Origin of the sequence: Halorubrum sp. CGM5_25_10-8B, assembly GCF_005435095.1 — an archaeon.
Taxonomy (GTDB): Archaea; Halobacteriota; Halobacteria; order Halobacteriales; family Haloferacaceae; genus Halorubrum; species Halorubrum ezzemoulense.
This window is the reverse complement of sequence record NZ_SGTY01000007.1, coordinates 23,654-38,375: the sequence shown is the minus strand read 5'-3', so window position 1 is coordinate 38,375 and position 14,722 is coordinate 23,654. Positions and strand designations below refer to the sequence as shown.

Here is a 14,722-nt window from a genome sequence, read left to right as displayed (position 1 = left end):
TTATGTGTTCTTCTGGTGGCGGTAACGGTAGTCGTCGAGCCGGGGTTCCTCGAAGTCCACCCGCTCGAGCGCGTCGAGCATGCTGTTCGCGATCTCCTGTGTCGGCCCCCACTCGGTCCATGAACGAAGCGCCTCTCGAATGCGCTCAGAGTAGTCATCAAGCACTTGTTCGACATCTTCCCGGATTAGATAGTACAGCGGGTCCCATGCTGGACTGTCCGCTGGAATTTCTGTGTAGTCGAAGAGTTCGGGGATGGAACTAGCTTTGAGACCGGCTTGCTGGTGATGAGCAGAAATCTGGTGAAAGTACAGGTTCTGCGTCGACGAGAGTGATAAGTCCGAGTGGAGATTGTACTGAAGATAGCGCTTCAGCAACCCTTTATATTCGGTGACGGTGCACTCGAACTCGTCGATAAACGACTTTCCGGGCTTCTGCGTGTGACGAGGCATCCGGGGAGTGCTGGTGTCGGTAATAAGCACATACGGGACTCCCTCGGGCCGCTTCCGAAGGAGTCGCCGCACAATATCTTGGTCATCGAAGGCGCTTTCTCTATCCTGTAACTCGCCAGTCAGCATCTCTTGGCTGACGTAGTGGATTAAGGGGAACCCGACATCTTTCACCCCGTTCGCCCGTAGGTTCTCGTTCGCCACGAGGTCGTATTCGACGAGTCGCAGGCCGTTATCGTAGATCCCAGGATGGGCGACGTGCTGGAGACCGAACTGTGCGAGGAACGGTAGTGACCTGAGTTGTGCGCGGGCATGTGAGCCAGTTTTTGAGAGTTGTGGATCCCGAACCACGAGAAATGAATCTCGTGTTCCGATGAAATCTGCGAGTGCCGGCGTCTCTACGTCGGGTGGGTCTGTCATTCTCTTGGAATGCTTGGGTTGTTAGCGGCGTCCATATGGGAGGTTGGCCTGATCGTTTGCGTCTATTCACATAGCGGTAGCTACGGAATACAGGCCTTCTCTGGCCTGGTCGTGGTGGATGCTTTCATGAAAAATTGTTTTCCCGATAGGATAAAAGTATCGTTCAGTTGATGATTCTAAAGATATCTCTTATTGTGCCGGTGGTAATAACCGACCGGCACGATGTGTGCGAACGATCATCATTTTCTACCCAGGCATGAAATAATTATCGGCGATGAAACAGTTCCACCTCAGTTGCGTTGATTTGGAACAGTTTGGAGGCTGTATAGGGAAATACTGAGTTTAGCTTCTCTGAATCGCGTTTTTATCCTAATATCGCGAAAACTGTTGTACTATTCCAGAACAGTAACGGGAGTTGGGCCTAATACCACATACATGAGAACGTATCTCGCACCACTAGGATTCGATAGTCGACGTGTCGTTCGACCAGTATTAAGTGAAGGATTAGATGAATCGGATCGGGTTGTACTCCTCCAACCCGCGAATAGTTCCGACCAAAGTGAGGACGCATTCGAAGAGGTGACAGATGTGTTGACGCAAGTGGTCCCAGATCTTGAGTTGGAATCAGAGCAACTTCCATATACAGATTTCGTAGAAACGACTCTTCTCTGTTCAGCGCTTATACAAGCGGCAGAAAGTGAAACGATAGTCATCCTCGGTGGCGGTGCGCGAGAAATCCTACTGCCACTAACGGTCGCCACATTCTCCAACGAGAATCACATCGATACCGTCCTCCAAATCGGAGATATTGACAGTAGTGTGCGTCGGGTCCCTCAATTGAACCTTCGGGGGAATGTCTCCAATGCTGAGGCAAAGCTACTCGCGGATTTAACAGCCTTGGACACACCGTTGTCTATCAGTGAAATTGCCACTGAACTCGAGAAGTCAAAAAGCACTGTTGCTCGCCACGTTGACAGCCTTGAATCAGAGGGATTCGTCCAATCAGCTAAAGAAGGTCGAACGAAGACTGTAGAACAGACAGATAGTGGACGGATTTTTCTGAATAGTAAAGAATCTAATAATTAGATATTCCGAGAGTTACACTACACCCGATATACTGAGCTGTGCGAAATAGCCGTAGGATGTCTCTAAAAGGCTGTTTAAGGGCCATATTCGCTACTCAGCGACTACCTTTGAGAAACTGAAAGATGTATCAACAACAGATGGGTAGCTGACGGATAGCTTCTATTGATCTTAAAGTAATATATATCGAGATAGCCAAATCGCTTCCTACTTCAGTCGGTAGATCTCTGAAAGATTCCTTATTATTCTGTGATCAGCACATAGATCAGTAGTATTTCAAAACTCGAATACGTAAATTTCGACATGTACGACCTCACTGGCTTTCAGCGAGACCTACTGTATGTCGTTGCCGGCCTCGATAACCCACACGGACTCGCGATCAAAGACGAACTGGAAGACTACTACGAAAAAGAGATCCATCACGGGCGATTGTATCCCAATCTCGACACGCTTGTCGAGAAGGGACTGATCGAAAAAAGCCAGCGCGATCGACGGACCAACGAGTACACTACTACTCGCCGGGGCACTCGAGAGATCCAGGCACGGGCTGAATGGGAATCTGAGTACATCGACCACACGGACTGAAACACACTAGGATTATTGTAGCTAATTAGGGCTCCCTGCGTTGGTCGTCGTGACCCATCTATTGACGCCGGCGTACTTGTCCGGCAATCATATCTTTGGGATCGGTGGACCACATGTTGAGATAGGGGCCGCAAGCCCGAAACGTGGCACTACGGCTGATTGCCCAACTAGAGTAAGATCAAGGGTGTGATAGAGGTGTTCCTACACTTGGGTCAAGATCGCTCAATACAGGGTGTTCACGTATCGATCAAAGCGAACAGTTACCAATTTCCGCGTGAATACGTGTCCATGGCCGATGACATCTCACTAGACGGTCGAACGCTCGTTGGTGTCGAGAACGCCGACCAAGGGGAAGTGAGTGGAGACACAGAATTCCGGTTCGAGCAGGACGGTAACCGAATCTACGCGCAGTACTCGGGCGGAGAAATCATCGATGGCCATCTTGTGGGTACTCTCAAAGGAAATCAGTGGGACATTCGATATGCGCAGATAAACGAGAATGATGAAACAGCGACCGGCCATTCCATTGGCGAGATTACGGTACTGAACGACGGACGCGTGCGAATTGAGGACCAATGGGAGTGGGAATCACAAGAGGGGACAGGTGAATCTATTCTTGAAGAAGTTGAGTAGGTGTTGGCCTTATGAGCGTGACCGCACACTCACTGAAGCGTCATCCCGTTCAACTCGCAGTTCTCACCGGCCGGCTGTTTCAGGCGAAAATATATCTGAAGAATAGGGTTTCAACAGAGTCAAGATTCTATGTGTTGCCGTGTCGGTTGGACTCCATATCATCCCTATTTCCTCTCACAACCGCCACATTACAAGCCGCTTGATTATGGATCCGCTCTGCGATCGATCCGGATTGATCCCGCAGGAGATCCGACCGATTGGACAGCCCGAGACAAACTAGATCGCCTTTGTTGATTACGTCAATAACTGTCGATTCGATGTTTTCGCCGATGAGCACCGATATATTGTACTCTCCAGGGTTAAGACCCACCTGTCGGGCAACGCGCTCAATTGCTTCTTCACCCTGCTCCATAGCGGTCCCACCGTGCTCTGTCGCGTCACTACCCGCCGCCACATCAGTTGGCTGAACATTAACTAGCGTCGGGCGTTCCGCCTTGTCGCTAAGCGTCGCGAACTCCGCTGCTCGACGTACAGCCGTCAGCGTGTTCGGCCCATCCCCGACGAGTGCTATTACGTCGTCAATGGGCTGTTCTTGGAAGTTAGCCAGCGTCACATCCACTGGGGACTCCATTAGAAGGCTGTCTAGGTTTGGCCCAAACGCGTACTCGCCTTGACCGAACGATCCACGCCAGCCGAGCAGGGCGTGGTTAGCCCCTTCCGACTCGATTATCTCGAGGATAGTTTCACCGACATCTTGGCCCACGACGGCACGAGTCTGGACGGGAACATCCATCTTCTCTGCGATGCTGCGGGACGCCTCCAGCAGTTCACGCTGATGGTCAAGGCGGTCGGCCTCAACGTTCTGTTGCGTGTCGCCGGCCACTTGAAGAACGTTGAGTGCGACTATTTCCACCGATCCGTTCTCCGCGTTTGCCGATGCGTTAGCCGCAGCGAGTTCCAAGAGCCCCTGCTGTGTCCTCGGGTTCACAATCGGAACGAGCACTTTGTACGTCGGGTCCTGCCCAACAAATGCGTCGCGGAGCAATCCCTCTTCAACCGCGTTGGTCCGAGCGTATGCGAGGTACCAGATTCCTCCGAGTCCGGTGATTCCTACACCGACAAACTGGACGATCTGTGCCATCTGTGTGATGACGAACACCGACGAAAGTACACCAAGAACCGGTACGACCGGATACAGGATTCCGGGCACCTCGAAATCGGGATCGTACTCCGGCGGATCGGCACGTCGGAACGTGACCAATGCCACGTGGACGAGCGCGTACGTCACGAGGAAGCTGAAACTCGCCACCTCGGCCAGCAGCGCGACGATCGCCTCGACCTCTAGCCCGAGACCGACCAACCCCGCCGTCACCGCTCCGGTCGCAACGACGGCTCTATGAGGCGTGTGGAACCGCTCGTGCGTCTCGTTCAGCCAGTCGCTCATCAGGTTGTCTCGCCCCATCGCAAACAGTACTCGTGAGGCCGCCAAGATAGAGGAGTTTGAGCTCGAAATAGCCGCGATAGCCGCTGCGAAGACAATAGCAACCACACCGACCGATCCGGCGAACACGACTGCGACGTCGGCGACAGGAACCAGCGACCCACCAAGCTCCTGATACGGGATAATACCAGTCGAGACGATCATGATGACCATGTAGAGGATCGTTACCCCAACGACCGAGAGCACCATCGTCAGTGGAATGAGCTTGCCCGGCTCTTTGATTTCACCGGCCACAGTCGCGATGATCTCGAATCCGAGGAACGTCACGAAGACGACTCCAGTCGTGGCGACAATACCTGAGGGACCGGTCGGGGCGAAGTTGACGAGATTTGCCGTCTCGATAAAGAAGAGTCCGACCCCGGTGTAGATTAGTACAATCACGAACTCAACGCCAATCATAATATTTTGCGCGCCGCTGGACTCCTCGGTACCGTAGTAGTTTACCCCGACGATGAGACTGAGACCTAAGAGTCCAGTCAAAACGATCAGCGCACGACCGCTGAGGAACGGGATTGATTCGATAATATACTGCCCAAAGCCAACCATATAGAAGGCGCTAGCGAACATCAGGCCGGTCCACATCCCCCACCCGACGATACTGCCAAAGAAGCCCCCAAGTCCGCGGTTGACGTAATGGTAACTGCCTCCCGAAATGGGCATACCTGTCGCTAGTTCTGCTAACGAAAGCGCAGCGAGCAATGCCACAAAGCCTGCGATACCAAAAGAGATCGAACTCGCCGGACCGGCACCTTCGGCCGCAATCGCCGGCAAAATGAATATCCCAGCGCCGATCATCGTTCCCCCGCCCAGCGTCATCGCCTCAGTAAAGCCGAGCGTCCGATCGAGTTGGCTCTCGCTCACGTCATCTCTCCAACAGAGAGGTGCCCCGGTTATATGGAGCTAAATGTGTGTCATTCACCGTTTTATCTTACGTGGTACTACGGGCCGATAATACATATCTTACGGGGTAGATACGACGAGAAGCCGGAACGTCCCTTCTATTTAACCCAAGCGGGAATCTGTGGTAACATATGACTGACCGTGACTCACACAAAGGCGACGAGGATTCGACAGTGTTGATCCCAGTCAACGCTGCCGAGGCCGAGGATCTGCCGGTGACGCTGGTCAAGACGCTCGCGCCCCTCCACATCGTCGTGCTCGGCTACTATCTAGTCCCGAATCAGGCGGCGCCGGAACAAGTTCGGTCAAATCACAAAGAGGAAGCAACCGCCGCGATCGATGACGCGGTCTCTCAGTTCACCGACCGAGGCGCCGAGGTTGAGTCCGTCGTGGTCTTTACGCACGATAAAGATGAAACGATTGACCACGTCGCAGACGAGTATGATGTCGATGCGGTTCTCACGCCCGGCGAGTACGTCGAGGAACTCTCTCGTGTGCTCGTCCCGATGCGGGGCGACGAGAACCTTGAGAAAATCATCTCGTTTAGTACCGATCTACTGCGACAGAGCGATGTTACGGCCACGCTGTACAACGTTGCCGAGTCAGATGGAGACGCGTCTCACGGTGAGTTACTCCTCAGAGGCGCCCGTGACCGACTGGCGGAAAACGGGATCGACCCCGACCGCGTCAATTGGCAGGTCGACCGCGGGGACTCACCGGGAGACAAGATCGTCACGACTGCTCAAGAGTACGATGTATTGATCGTCGGTGAGTCTGAGCCGTCACTTCGTGAACGAATTCTCGGCCGAATAACTGGTCACGTCGTGGACAGGGTAGAGAAACCGGTGTTTGTCGTTCGCGACCGCTGAGGAGAGTGTCGAAAAGGTACTGATAAAAGACAACCACGAAAAGTATCCATTTTTTATATACTAACCCGGGTGAAACGGAAAGTGTGACTCACGTCGCGATATACGCCCGCGTCTCAACCGATCGTCAAGACCACGAGCGACAGATCCACGAGCTCGAAGAGTTTGTCGCTGAAGAGCATCCCGACGCGAGTGTCGAACGGTTCGCTGATATTATTTCGGGGACTGACGCCGAGGGTGGCGCAGAGTACCGCCGACTTCGTGAAGCGATCTCCGACGGAGAAGTCGACGTCGTCGTTGTTCATGAACTGTCTCGACTCTCGCGGCTCGGTGGTGGCGAGATCCACAACTTCCTCCAACACGCTCTCGAACACGAGACGAGCGTCCGGGACCTCGAAGTCGGCCTCGACCTCGACGTCGACGACAGCATGGTCGATCAAGCGGTCACCCGGATGATCGCTGGACTCATGGGCGACCTCGCTCGGATTGAACAGACACAGAAGGTCCGCCGAATCCAATCGGGAGTTGACGCTGCTCAGGAGGCCGGTAAATGGACCGGCCGGCCGCCGACCGGGTTCAGGGTCGTTGATGGTCATCTCCGAGTTGATTCCGAGGAGTACCTTCGAGTTCGCGCCGGCATAGAACGGGCCGCCGCCGGAGAATCGATCGCCGATGTTGCCGACGACGTCGGTGTCGCCGCGAGTACACTCCGAGAACTGTATAACGACCGCGCGGAGCTATATCTCCGCGGCGAGGCTGACGACGATCGCGTTGACGCCGCCCTCGAGGATATTCGCCCACTAAGCGAGCCCGCTGCTGAGCCTCCTGAAGATCTCAACGAGCGACTCAAGCGACTCGAACAGAAGGTCGAGAATCTAGACTAAAAACAGGGGGTGTCACAGAAGCGTTCTCACACCCGAATCAAGATCACTCAATACAGGACAGAATGTGGTCAGCAAAAGCTGTTACCACTCAACAGACCCTCAGTATTGCCGTGTGTTATACAGCAGGTCGGGTCAGGAATCTCCGAGGTACTGGTTGGTCGTTTGGCTACGTACACTGAAAAAACGACTAGAAAAACGTAAGTCGGAAAAATGCCACTAAGGTTCGGCTAGGAACCGCTCATAGCCGTATCCACCGATCACACCCAGCGGAACGATGAGAATGCCACTGAACAAACTCCCCCAGAAAGCGACTACAGCAAAAGCGATGATGAACTCAGAGACGACATCACTGCGTGCGCCAGCGAGAAGCACCTCTAACGAGTTCACAACGCCCTGTAGGATCCCTAATACAATGAGCGTCCCGAACGCCGAAACGGTACCTGCCAAGGCACCGCGGACCGGTGCCGGCTCATCGGGTAGCATCACACGCCAAACCACGGTTGATACACAGACGGCAGTGGGCGGGACGGGAAATACCGAAACGTAAACGAACATACTTCTGGAGATAACTCCCTGATGTCTGAACCCCTCGCCTAATACTAAGCTGTTAAACAGAAAGAGACCAAGCAGCGCCGCACCACCGGCCACGATGCCCGCACCGACATCTCGTCGAGACACTCCGAGATAATCGCTCAAATTCCGATTCATAACCCGTATTTCGTCACAGACTGTCATAGTTCTATTCACACGAACCAAGACATCAACTGCTCATCGTCTGTACCGTTGGATTTGGTAATTTAGTGGCCGGTATACTCTGTACATCTTGAAGGGCTTTTGGAGCAGATACGGACATTGTGGGTGTCTCAGTGATTTATCGACACTAGGCTCTGTTGAAATACTCAGAGCCTGACAAATGTCGCGTGCTGAATGAAGAGAGTGCATTCAGCATGAGAAACGCCTCAGCCTCTACTCTAAACTGGAACTCTCCGACGGAATGTGCTTACCTCAAGACCAGCAGCGAAGGGGAACTACCTCTCAGGGTATTGTGGTCGGATCTTCAGACTAATCATCGTCGCTGAAAATCCCTATTTCGAACTCATCATCAGACTCACGGAGAAGTCGACCGGTTCCATCGTGCTCAGCAAGTGTTCCCTCATCGAGGTGGTTTGCCTGCTCTATAACGTCAGCAGTGACTTTTTCGGTTACTTCGAACTCCTCGACTGGGCTAACGACTCCCCAGAGCGCCCCGACGGAGTGGAGCACAACTGCCAGCGGCGTGAGAATCAGGAACACTGGCCACAAGATCGGGTGTTTCCGATAGCCCACCACGCCAAAGAACATATACACGAACAGAATCCCCAAAAGGGCTGTAGAGAGCAGCGAATACAGTCCTATCCCGGGAGCTGTCCCGGGCAACAGGTACGATGCGATAGCCAACAACGGTACGAACGGTGAGAACGCCCACGCGATGACCCGAGTGAAGTACAGCGGCCGGTATAGTGGCGGAAGTAAGTGATCATCACCGATTGTGCCGGACATCCACCGCCGCCGTTGCTTGATCATCGCTTTGAGCGATGGCGGAGCTTGATTCCGAAACCGAGCATTGACTAACCGGTAGGTCAAATTGCGGTCTCTCGCTGCCCGCCAGATCAGATTCGTGTCCTCCGTGATCGTGGCTACATCCCACCCAACCTCTTGTTCAATCTCACGGCGGATTGCAAAACCTCCCCCCCACGCGTATAGGGGATACGATAGGCGGTGAAATCCCAGCTGTTCAAATTGATAACCCGTGCGAAACACTTCACAGAGATACGTGAGACGTGAACCGGTGTAAATTGGCTTCTCTGTGAACTGAATGAAATCAGCATCTGGAAGCCCAGTAAGTTCTGTAACGAGCGTATCTTCGTCTAGATAGAGGAGATATTCTTTATTAGCGTCAACGTTTCTCCGTGCCCATTCAACGGCCCGACCTTTGTTAGTCGCGTTACAATCAAAATCATCGGGAACAACATGGACTTGAGCACCATTGATACTGATGTCTGCTTCGGCGATAACACGCACATCTGCGATATTGTCGGGCAGTGCGTTGACGGTCTGTTGGACGACAGACTCAGCGTCAATCGTCAGTACACGGACTTGGATATCATCAAGCCCCCACACTTCCTCAGTATCTTGTTTCCATCCACGTGAAAGCAAAGTCACCTCGACGACCCACCACAGTGAGGAGAGACCGTAGACAAGCAGTGCTGCCCACAAGAAGATGGCCAACACCCCCTGTAGCGATACCAAATCGGTCACATTACGTGATTACGGCAGAATCTATTAAGCACAGCGTAATTGCTCCGTTACTGTTCCGTAATGGACTATTATACTGTATGCTAATCTGCCCAGCCAGTTCATGACCGACTTGCGCTGTGTAGTAGCACAGCCCCAACAAACTATCAGCGGCTGAGGATTTCAACAGAGCCACTGTAACACATATTAGCACCTGTAACAACTATTAGATCCTGTAACAGTATTTGAATCTGTAACGACAGCTGTGCCGATCACATCGAAGGCCTACCCCGAGGGACAGCTCACAACCTTCCGAAACATCAATACAATCTGCCTCTCACGTCTTCTATGGGTGGTAGCTCCACCCCATAGGGACGGCATGGTACCGAGGATCCCAATCCTCCTCGGTGCTTCTGAGCGTATCTGTGAGCCGAACTCGTCCTATTTGCGTTGTGTCGCTCGCGGCCTCCTCACGCCGGAGACCGGCCTGTCTGCCGAGCCGAAAAGAGACCCTCTTTGTTGGGGACTGCGCTTCATCAATTAGAGATCCAGCCTCGTCGTTCACGTCGGTCTGGTTGAGCCAGACACGCTTCGCGCCTTGGCGCTCGGGATGATAGTCGAGGCGAATAGTAGTTTCTACTGATTAAACCTACAACAGATCATGTGGAACCGGGATAGCAAGGGGGCGATTTGGGTGCGGATCGGGATGTATCGGTAGGCGAACCACGGATTCTACTACCCCGGATCAAGGTTCACTACTGCGACCAACAATCTGCTTCCTATGAGCGTGGGCTCATTGTACCATCGCAACGCTTTGCCTCATAACGAACACACTGAGAGCCGAAACCTCTCTGATGGGGAATACGTGAGATACCTAGCCCAAATTGTTTTCTGGCAACCGGGAAATGATCCCAGACAGAGACGGTATAACCAGCAACATGACTGATAAGCCCTCCACGTCTTCCCCAGCCACCACTCGCCGGAATGTTATTGTGGGTGTCGGTGCGGCCACCGCAGGAGCGGTTGTTCCCTCTGTTAACACAAAGGCAGAATCTCCGCAGACAGATTCTGTCACCGACGTCGACTACGGGGAATTGGCTCAGATTGATCTGACCGGTATCGAGAACCGCGTTGAGGAACTGGTCACTGAGAGTCTTGACGAGTACGAGATACCCGGAGCAACCGTCGCAGTCGTCAGAGATGGTGAGATCTCGATGACTAGAGGATATGGCGTTGCCGATCGTGAGACCGGGGACTCGGTGGAGCCGACGACGCCGTTCCGGGTTGGATCGGTCTCGAAACCCGTCGTCTGGACGGCGATCGCCCGGCTCGCAGGTGATAGTGAGGTGGACTTGGAAACGCCAGTTTCGGAGTATCTTGAGGACGACTTGGTCAGCTGGGAGGACCCAGTTACGCTTGCGAATCTGGCGACACACACCGGCGGCTTTGAGTCGACCAACCGTGGGATGTGGTACGCGGATCCGGCCGATGTCCAATCTCTCCAGTCACATCTCGCGCCGATGCCGGCACAGGTTCGAGCGCCCAGTACTCTCGGATCGTATTCGAATCACGGCGCTGCGCTCGCCGGACAGGTGCTCGCGTCGGTTGCCGGTGATCGATTTCCAGCCGTGATGGAGGATGAACTGCTCGGCCCTACCGGCATGGAAACGAGTAGTTTCCGCCAGCCACTTTCAGATGAACTCTACTCCGCTCACGCGACCGGGCACGATGGGGGACTTGACGCCAAATTTGCTGGCCTCGGTATCTCACCCGCAGGGGCCCTTTCAGCCAGCGCAGCTGACATGGCCCAATTTATGCAGCTCCACGTGAATAGCGGGATTATTGATGGCGAGCAGGTCCTCGATGCCGAGGTCATCGATCTCATTCAGCGCCAATGGTTCACGCACCACGAGACACTCGCAGGAACGGCGTTAGGATTCGTTGAGCGACACGATGCCGATATTCGTGCGATCGGCCACAACGGTGGGACGCCGACGTTCCACAGTAACCTGATTCTCGTCCCAGAAGTTGGGTTTGGACTCTTCATCTCGTTCAACAGCGCGAACGCTACGGCCCCCAGAGAGTCGATCCCAGAGACGATACTCGAAGAGTATTTCTCAGGGGATGACACCGTAGTGCCGGAACCCACGGGATCTCCTACACATGCGGACGAGTTGCCGGGAACATACCGGTCGCTCAAAGTCGGCGAGACGACACACGACAGTCTTGTCACGACGCTACAGGCACCGACGACAGAGATACGAATCGCTGAGGACGGTGCGCTGCTCACGGGCGACGAGGACGACCCGTCGCGATGGGTAGAGATTGAGCCGATGCTGTTTCAGAACGAAGACACGGGGAGAAAAATTGCGTTTGGCACGACTGATGGGTCGGTTACACACCTATTTATTTCTGGGTCGGTCACAGCCCAAGAACGCATCGAGTGGAACGAGTCAACACCAGCACACCTCCTGTTCCTCGGTGTCTCACTTGTCGGACTGGCATCTGGGCACACGTATTGGTCGCCGTCCCGTGAAAACGGAGAAACCCGCCGGGAATGGGTTGTATCACTTCGTGAGGACCGAGAGAAGATGTCGAAAGCTTTCGTTTATGCTGGGAGTACGGCGTTTCTTGCGTTTATAGTGGTGACGATGTTATACCTCTCATTCGATACGTTCGGGTTCCTCTCTGACCCATCTGTCCACTATCGGACGCTGTTCATCCTCCCAAGTCTCGGCGCGGTAACCGGGATTATCTCAGTCGGACTCGCGGTGGATCGGTGGCGGTCCGATGACTGGTCGTCAGTGAATCGTATCCATTATGCGCTCGTCGCCGGTGCTCTCGTCGCCATGACAGCGTTTCTTCGACACTGGAATCTCCTCTTACCACGCTAATTGTTGCGAACAGGAGATTAGATAGACCCGTACTCAGAAGTAGGCCAAGTGTGGCGGAAGAGAATATTAACACAAGTCGTGCCGCCAGTTGGTTCGATCAAGAATATTTCAATTGATAGGAGCAAATCATATCTAACTTCTACAATCTTACATGTCCCGTGCTGATAGAGAAATTAAAGCAATTTCAGATCTGTTAGAATTCTCAGAAGTTGGTAGTTTAATGCCCTTAATCCCCCAATACAGACGTACTATCTATCAGGATCTGCCGCGTGATAAAGAGGCTCGAAGCTACCTACGGTCTGACCATCGGTCAAACACTCTTGAACAATCTGCTTATATTCGATATCAATATCGTGGGTAGACTGCTCAAATATCTCTTGAACTTGCTGTAAATCATCCGCTTCCATATATGTTACAAGGAATATTCCTTGTGAAGACCGTTCAAGAAATGCTGATTCCGTTTTCACACCCTCATCTTGGAGGGTTTCAATAATTTCTGACTCTCTGTTATCTGCTTCTTCCATCCACTCCACCAGTTTGGACACCTTATCCGGGTTTACTTCCTGTCGTAGTATCGTTGTTTCTACCATATGGTGTTCTATGCGAGATATGAGTAAAAAGTTCTCACAGATGCGGTGCGCGTTAACGATCTTGTGCGAGCTTCATTTCACAGTTTGACTAATTCGCAGTCCCCATCGACCGGCTGTTTCAGACAGGAATATGCTTGAAGAATAGTGTTTCAACAGAGCCACCTTTTCTCAACACCTGTTAGATACCAAATCTATTAAGTACATATACGTAAAGTTACAGAAGATGACCCAATAACACATTTTCACTCAGATGATCTCCGACCGAGACGAGCCAGCACTGTATATCAATCCCCGCTCTGAACAAATCGCAGCCTTCGCAGAGGAAGCAGTAACGGTTGAGGACCAGCCCAAGGTCCGGCTGCTCGCAGACTCAGATGAAATCAAAGACGCCCTCTACAGCTTCCTCACAGCATCAAAGATAGCCGAACTCATCCACCGGGAGCAACTTAGCCTCCGAACACTCACGGAGCCAGTCCAGAATACCATCTTCACAACCGAGTCTGAGGCTGTCGTTCCTGTGATGGACAAGCACAGTATTTCGAGCTCGGACCCCGAGCTGGTCTCATCAGTCTACGGTGAGTTCGACTCTAGATTCGAGGCTGCCGAGCAGTATCATCTCCGGACACCTGCCCTCTCAGTAGTGAAACAGACGCTCCGAGAGGAGATCGGCGACGATGTCGCAGACGAGTTCGACGAAGTCCTCGCACACGCTGAAGACATTTCCAACAGCAACGAATACCTCAGTATCGTCGAGATCATGCTCATCCTCGCAGCCCGCAACGAAGTCCTCCTCTACGACATCTCAAAGTGGGGTGAAGATACGGGGATCGCTTCGAAAGCAACCTTCTCACGAGCCAAATCAGCACTCGAAGATGCTGACCTCATCGAGACTGAGAAAGTCCCGTTGGACATCGGCCGTCCCCGACTCCGGCTCATCGCAACCGACAAGCTCGCGACAGCAGACCTCAAAACGCTCTCCACCGAGATCCAGTCTCCGCTGTAGCATCCACTCCACGATAGCCCAGCTATCGAGACGAGAATACGGTACTTCACCGACTCAAGCGTGAGATGAAGCTCCAAAAATCACTGCGTAGAGGGGTGTGAGAGGGATTCTATGACACGCCGCCTCCAGATCAATAGTATTTCAAAACTCGAATACGTAAATTGTGACATGTACGACCTCACTGGCTTTCAACGGGACCTGCTATACGTAGTTGCCGGACTTGATGACCCCCACGGACTCGCGATCAAAGACGAGCTCGAGGACTACTACGAAAAGGAAATCCATCATGGTCGGCTCTATCCAAATCTCGATACGCTCGTTGAGAAGGGACTCATCGAAAAAAGTCAGCGCGACCGACGGACCAACGAGTACAGCACTACTCGCCGTGGCACGAGAGAGATTGAAGCTCGGGCTGAATGGGAAGCCAACTATATTGACCACGACAAGTGACTAAACTGCTGTACTCAGGACAGATCACTCCGGTAATTAATAGGGATTGTAGGCTCTGTTGAAGTCCTCTTCTTCGGACATATGCTTGCCTGAAACAGCCGGTAGACTGTTACTGCGTCTTGAGTGATTCCCAGATGCTGGCAGTGGAAAAGCCCTTGCCAAGAACGTGTGTATACTGTGTTGATGCGCTCT

13 protein-coding genes are annotated in these 14,722 nt (G+C 53.0%); 8 read left to right on the top strand and 5 right to left on the bottom strand.

Going from position 1 to position 14,722, the window contains the following annotated elements:
- Nucleotides 1-867, bottom strand: coding sequence for a hypothetical protein (locus EXE51_RS17930; RefSeq protein WP_137692392.1), 867 nt, complete (start codon nt 865-867; stop codon nt 1-3).
- A 435-nt stretch (nt 868-1,302) separates the two neighbouring features.
- Here EXE51_RS17930 and csa3 point away from each other — a divergent pair, with 435 nt between their 5' ends.
- From csa3 to EXE51_RS08025, 3 genes are all read left to right on the top strand, one after another.
- Complete coding sequence (gene csa3, locus EXE51_RS08035) at nt 1,303-1,953, top strand: CRISPR-associated CARF protein Csa3 (RefSeq protein ID WP_137692391.1); 651 nt, start codon at nt 1,303-1,305, stop codon at nt 1,951-1,953.
- 300 nt (nt 1,954-2,253) lie between these two features.
- Nucleotides 2,254-2,535: a helix-turn-helix transcriptional regulator gene (locus EXE51_RS08030; protein ID WP_137692390.1), complete on the top strand. Its 282-nt coding sequence runs from the start codon at nt 2,254-2,256 to the stop codon at nt 2,533-2,535.
- A 288-nt stretch (nt 2,536-2,823) separates the two neighbouring features.
- The gene (locus EXE51_RS08025; RefSeq protein ID WP_137692389.1) at nt 2,824-3,168 is read left to right on the top strand and encodes a hypothetical protein; all 345 of its coding nucleotides are present in this window, start codon (nt 2,824-2,826) and stop codon (nt 3,166-3,168) included.
- A gap of 127 nt (nt 3,169-3,295) precedes the next feature.
- Here EXE51_RS08025 and EXE51_RS08020 read toward each other — a convergent pair whose 3' ends face one another.
- Entirely contained in the window at nt 3,296-5,530 is a 2,235-nt protein-coding gene (locus tag EXE51_RS08020) for an amino acid permease (RefSeq protein WP_241990606.1), read from the bottom strand.
- A 170-nt stretch (nt 5,531-5,700) separates the two neighbouring features.
- On the opposite strand from EXE51_RS08020, the gene EXE51_RS08015 reads away from it, so the two are divergent.
- Together EXE51_RS08015 and EXE51_RS08010 are read left to right on the top strand one after the other, a co-directional pair.
- Nucleotides 5,701-6,438 (top strand): universal stress protein, encoded by a 738-nt coding sequence (locus EXE51_RS08015; protein ID WP_137692388.1) that lies wholly within the window; start codon nt 5,701-5,703, stop codon nt 6,436-6,438.
- Nucleotides 6,439-6,521: 83 nt separating this feature from the next.
- A complete protein-coding gene (locus EXE51_RS08010; RefSeq protein ID WP_137692387.1) occupies nt 6,522-7,319 on the top strand; it encodes a recombinase family protein in 798 nt (265 codons plus the stop codon).
- Nucleotides 7,320-7,535: 216 nt separating this feature from the next.
- Here EXE51_RS08010 and EXE51_RS08005 read toward each other — a convergent pair whose 3' ends face one another.
- Together EXE51_RS08005 and EXE51_RS08000 are read right to left on the bottom strand one after the other, a co-directional pair.
- Nucleotides 7,536-8,054 (bottom strand): hypothetical protein, encoded by a 519-nt coding sequence (locus EXE51_RS08005; protein ID WP_137692386.1) that lies wholly within the window; start codon nt 8,052-8,054, stop codon nt 7,536-7,538.
- Nucleotides 8,055-8,381: 327 nt separating this feature from the next.
- Complete coding sequence (locus EXE51_RS08000; RefSeq protein ID WP_241990605.1) at nt 8,382-9,617, bottom strand: glycosyltransferase; 1,236 nt, start codon at nt 9,615-9,617, stop codon at nt 8,382-8,384.
- 881 nt (nt 9,618-10,498) lie between these two features.
- Between EXE51_RS08000 and EXE51_RS07995 the strand changes: the two genes are divergently transcribed.
- Nucleotides 10,499-12,487, top strand: a complete 1,989-nt coding sequence (locus EXE51_RS07995) for a serine hydrolase (RefSeq protein ID WP_137692385.1) — start codon at nt 10,499-10,501, stop codon at nt 12,485-12,487.
- Between the two features lie 248 nt (nt 12,488-12,735).
- On the opposite strand, the gene EXE51_RS07990 is transcribed toward EXE51_RS07995, so the two are convergent.
- Nucleotides 12,736-13,077, bottom strand: a complete 342-nt coding sequence (locus tag EXE51_RS07990) for a DUF6176 family protein (RefSeq protein ID WP_137692384.1) — start codon at nt 13,075-13,077, stop codon at nt 12,736-12,738.
- A 250-nt stretch (nt 13,078-13,327) separates the two neighbouring features.
- Between EXE51_RS07990 and EXE51_RS07985 the strand changes: the two genes are divergently transcribed.
- Nucleotides 13,328-14,080 carry a DUF5821 family protein gene (locus EXE51_RS07985; protein WP_241990604.1) on the top strand — a complete coding sequence of 251 codons (753 nt, stop codon included), beginning with the start codon at nt 13,328-13,330 and terminating at the stop codon, nt 14,078-14,080.
- Between the two features lie 168 nt (nt 14,081-14,248).
- Nucleotides 14,249-14,530: a helix-turn-helix transcriptional regulator gene (locus EXE51_RS07980; RefSeq protein ID WP_137692383.1), complete on the top strand. Its 282-nt coding sequence runs from the start codon at nt 14,249-14,251 to the stop codon at nt 14,528-14,530.
- The last annotated feature ends 192 nt before the right edge of the window (nt 14,531-14,722 follow it).

What these genes read in the sequence shown, in the direction of transcription:
- EXE51_RS17930 (WP_137692392.1), bottom strand. Translation starts at nt 867, where the DNA reads ATGACAGACCCACCCGACGTAGAGACGCCGGCACTCGCAGATTTCATC.
- csa3 (WP_137692391.1), top strand. Translation starts at nt 1,303, where the DNA reads ATGAGAACGTATCTCGCACCACTAGGATTCGATAGTCGACGTGTCGTT.
- EXE51_RS08030 (WP_137692390.1), top strand. Translation starts at nt 2,254, where the DNA reads ATGTACGACCTCACTGGCTTTCAGCGAGACCTACTGTATGTCGTTGCC.
- EXE51_RS08025 (WP_137692389.1), top strand. Translation starts at nt 2,824, where the DNA reads ATGGCCGATGACATCTCACTAGACGGTCGAACGCTCGTTGGTGTCGAG.
- EXE51_RS08015 (WP_137692388.1), top strand. Translation starts at nt 5,701, where the DNA reads ATGACTGACCGTGACTCACACAAAGGCGACGAGGATTCGACAGTGTTG.
- EXE51_RS08005 (WP_137692386.1), bottom strand. Translation starts at nt 8,054, where the DNA reads ATGACAGTCTGTGACGAAATACGGGTTATGAATCGGAATTTGAGCGAT.
- EXE51_RS07995 (WP_137692385.1), top strand. Translation starts at nt 10,499, where the DNA reads ATGATCCCAGACAGAGACGGTATAACCAGCAACATGACTGATAAGCCC.
- EXE51_RS07990 (WP_137692384.1), bottom strand. Translation starts at nt 13,077, where the DNA reads ATGGTAGAAACAACGATACTACGACAGGAAGTAAACCCGGATAAGGTG.
- EXE51_RS07985 (WP_241990604.1), top strand. Translation starts at nt 13,328, where the DNA reads ATGATCTCCGACCGAGACGAGCCAGCACTGTATATCAATCCCCGCTCT.
- EXE51_RS07980 (WP_137692383.1), top strand. Translation starts at nt 14,249, where the DNA reads ATGTACGACCTCACTGGCTTTCAACGGGACCTGCTATACGTAGTTGCC.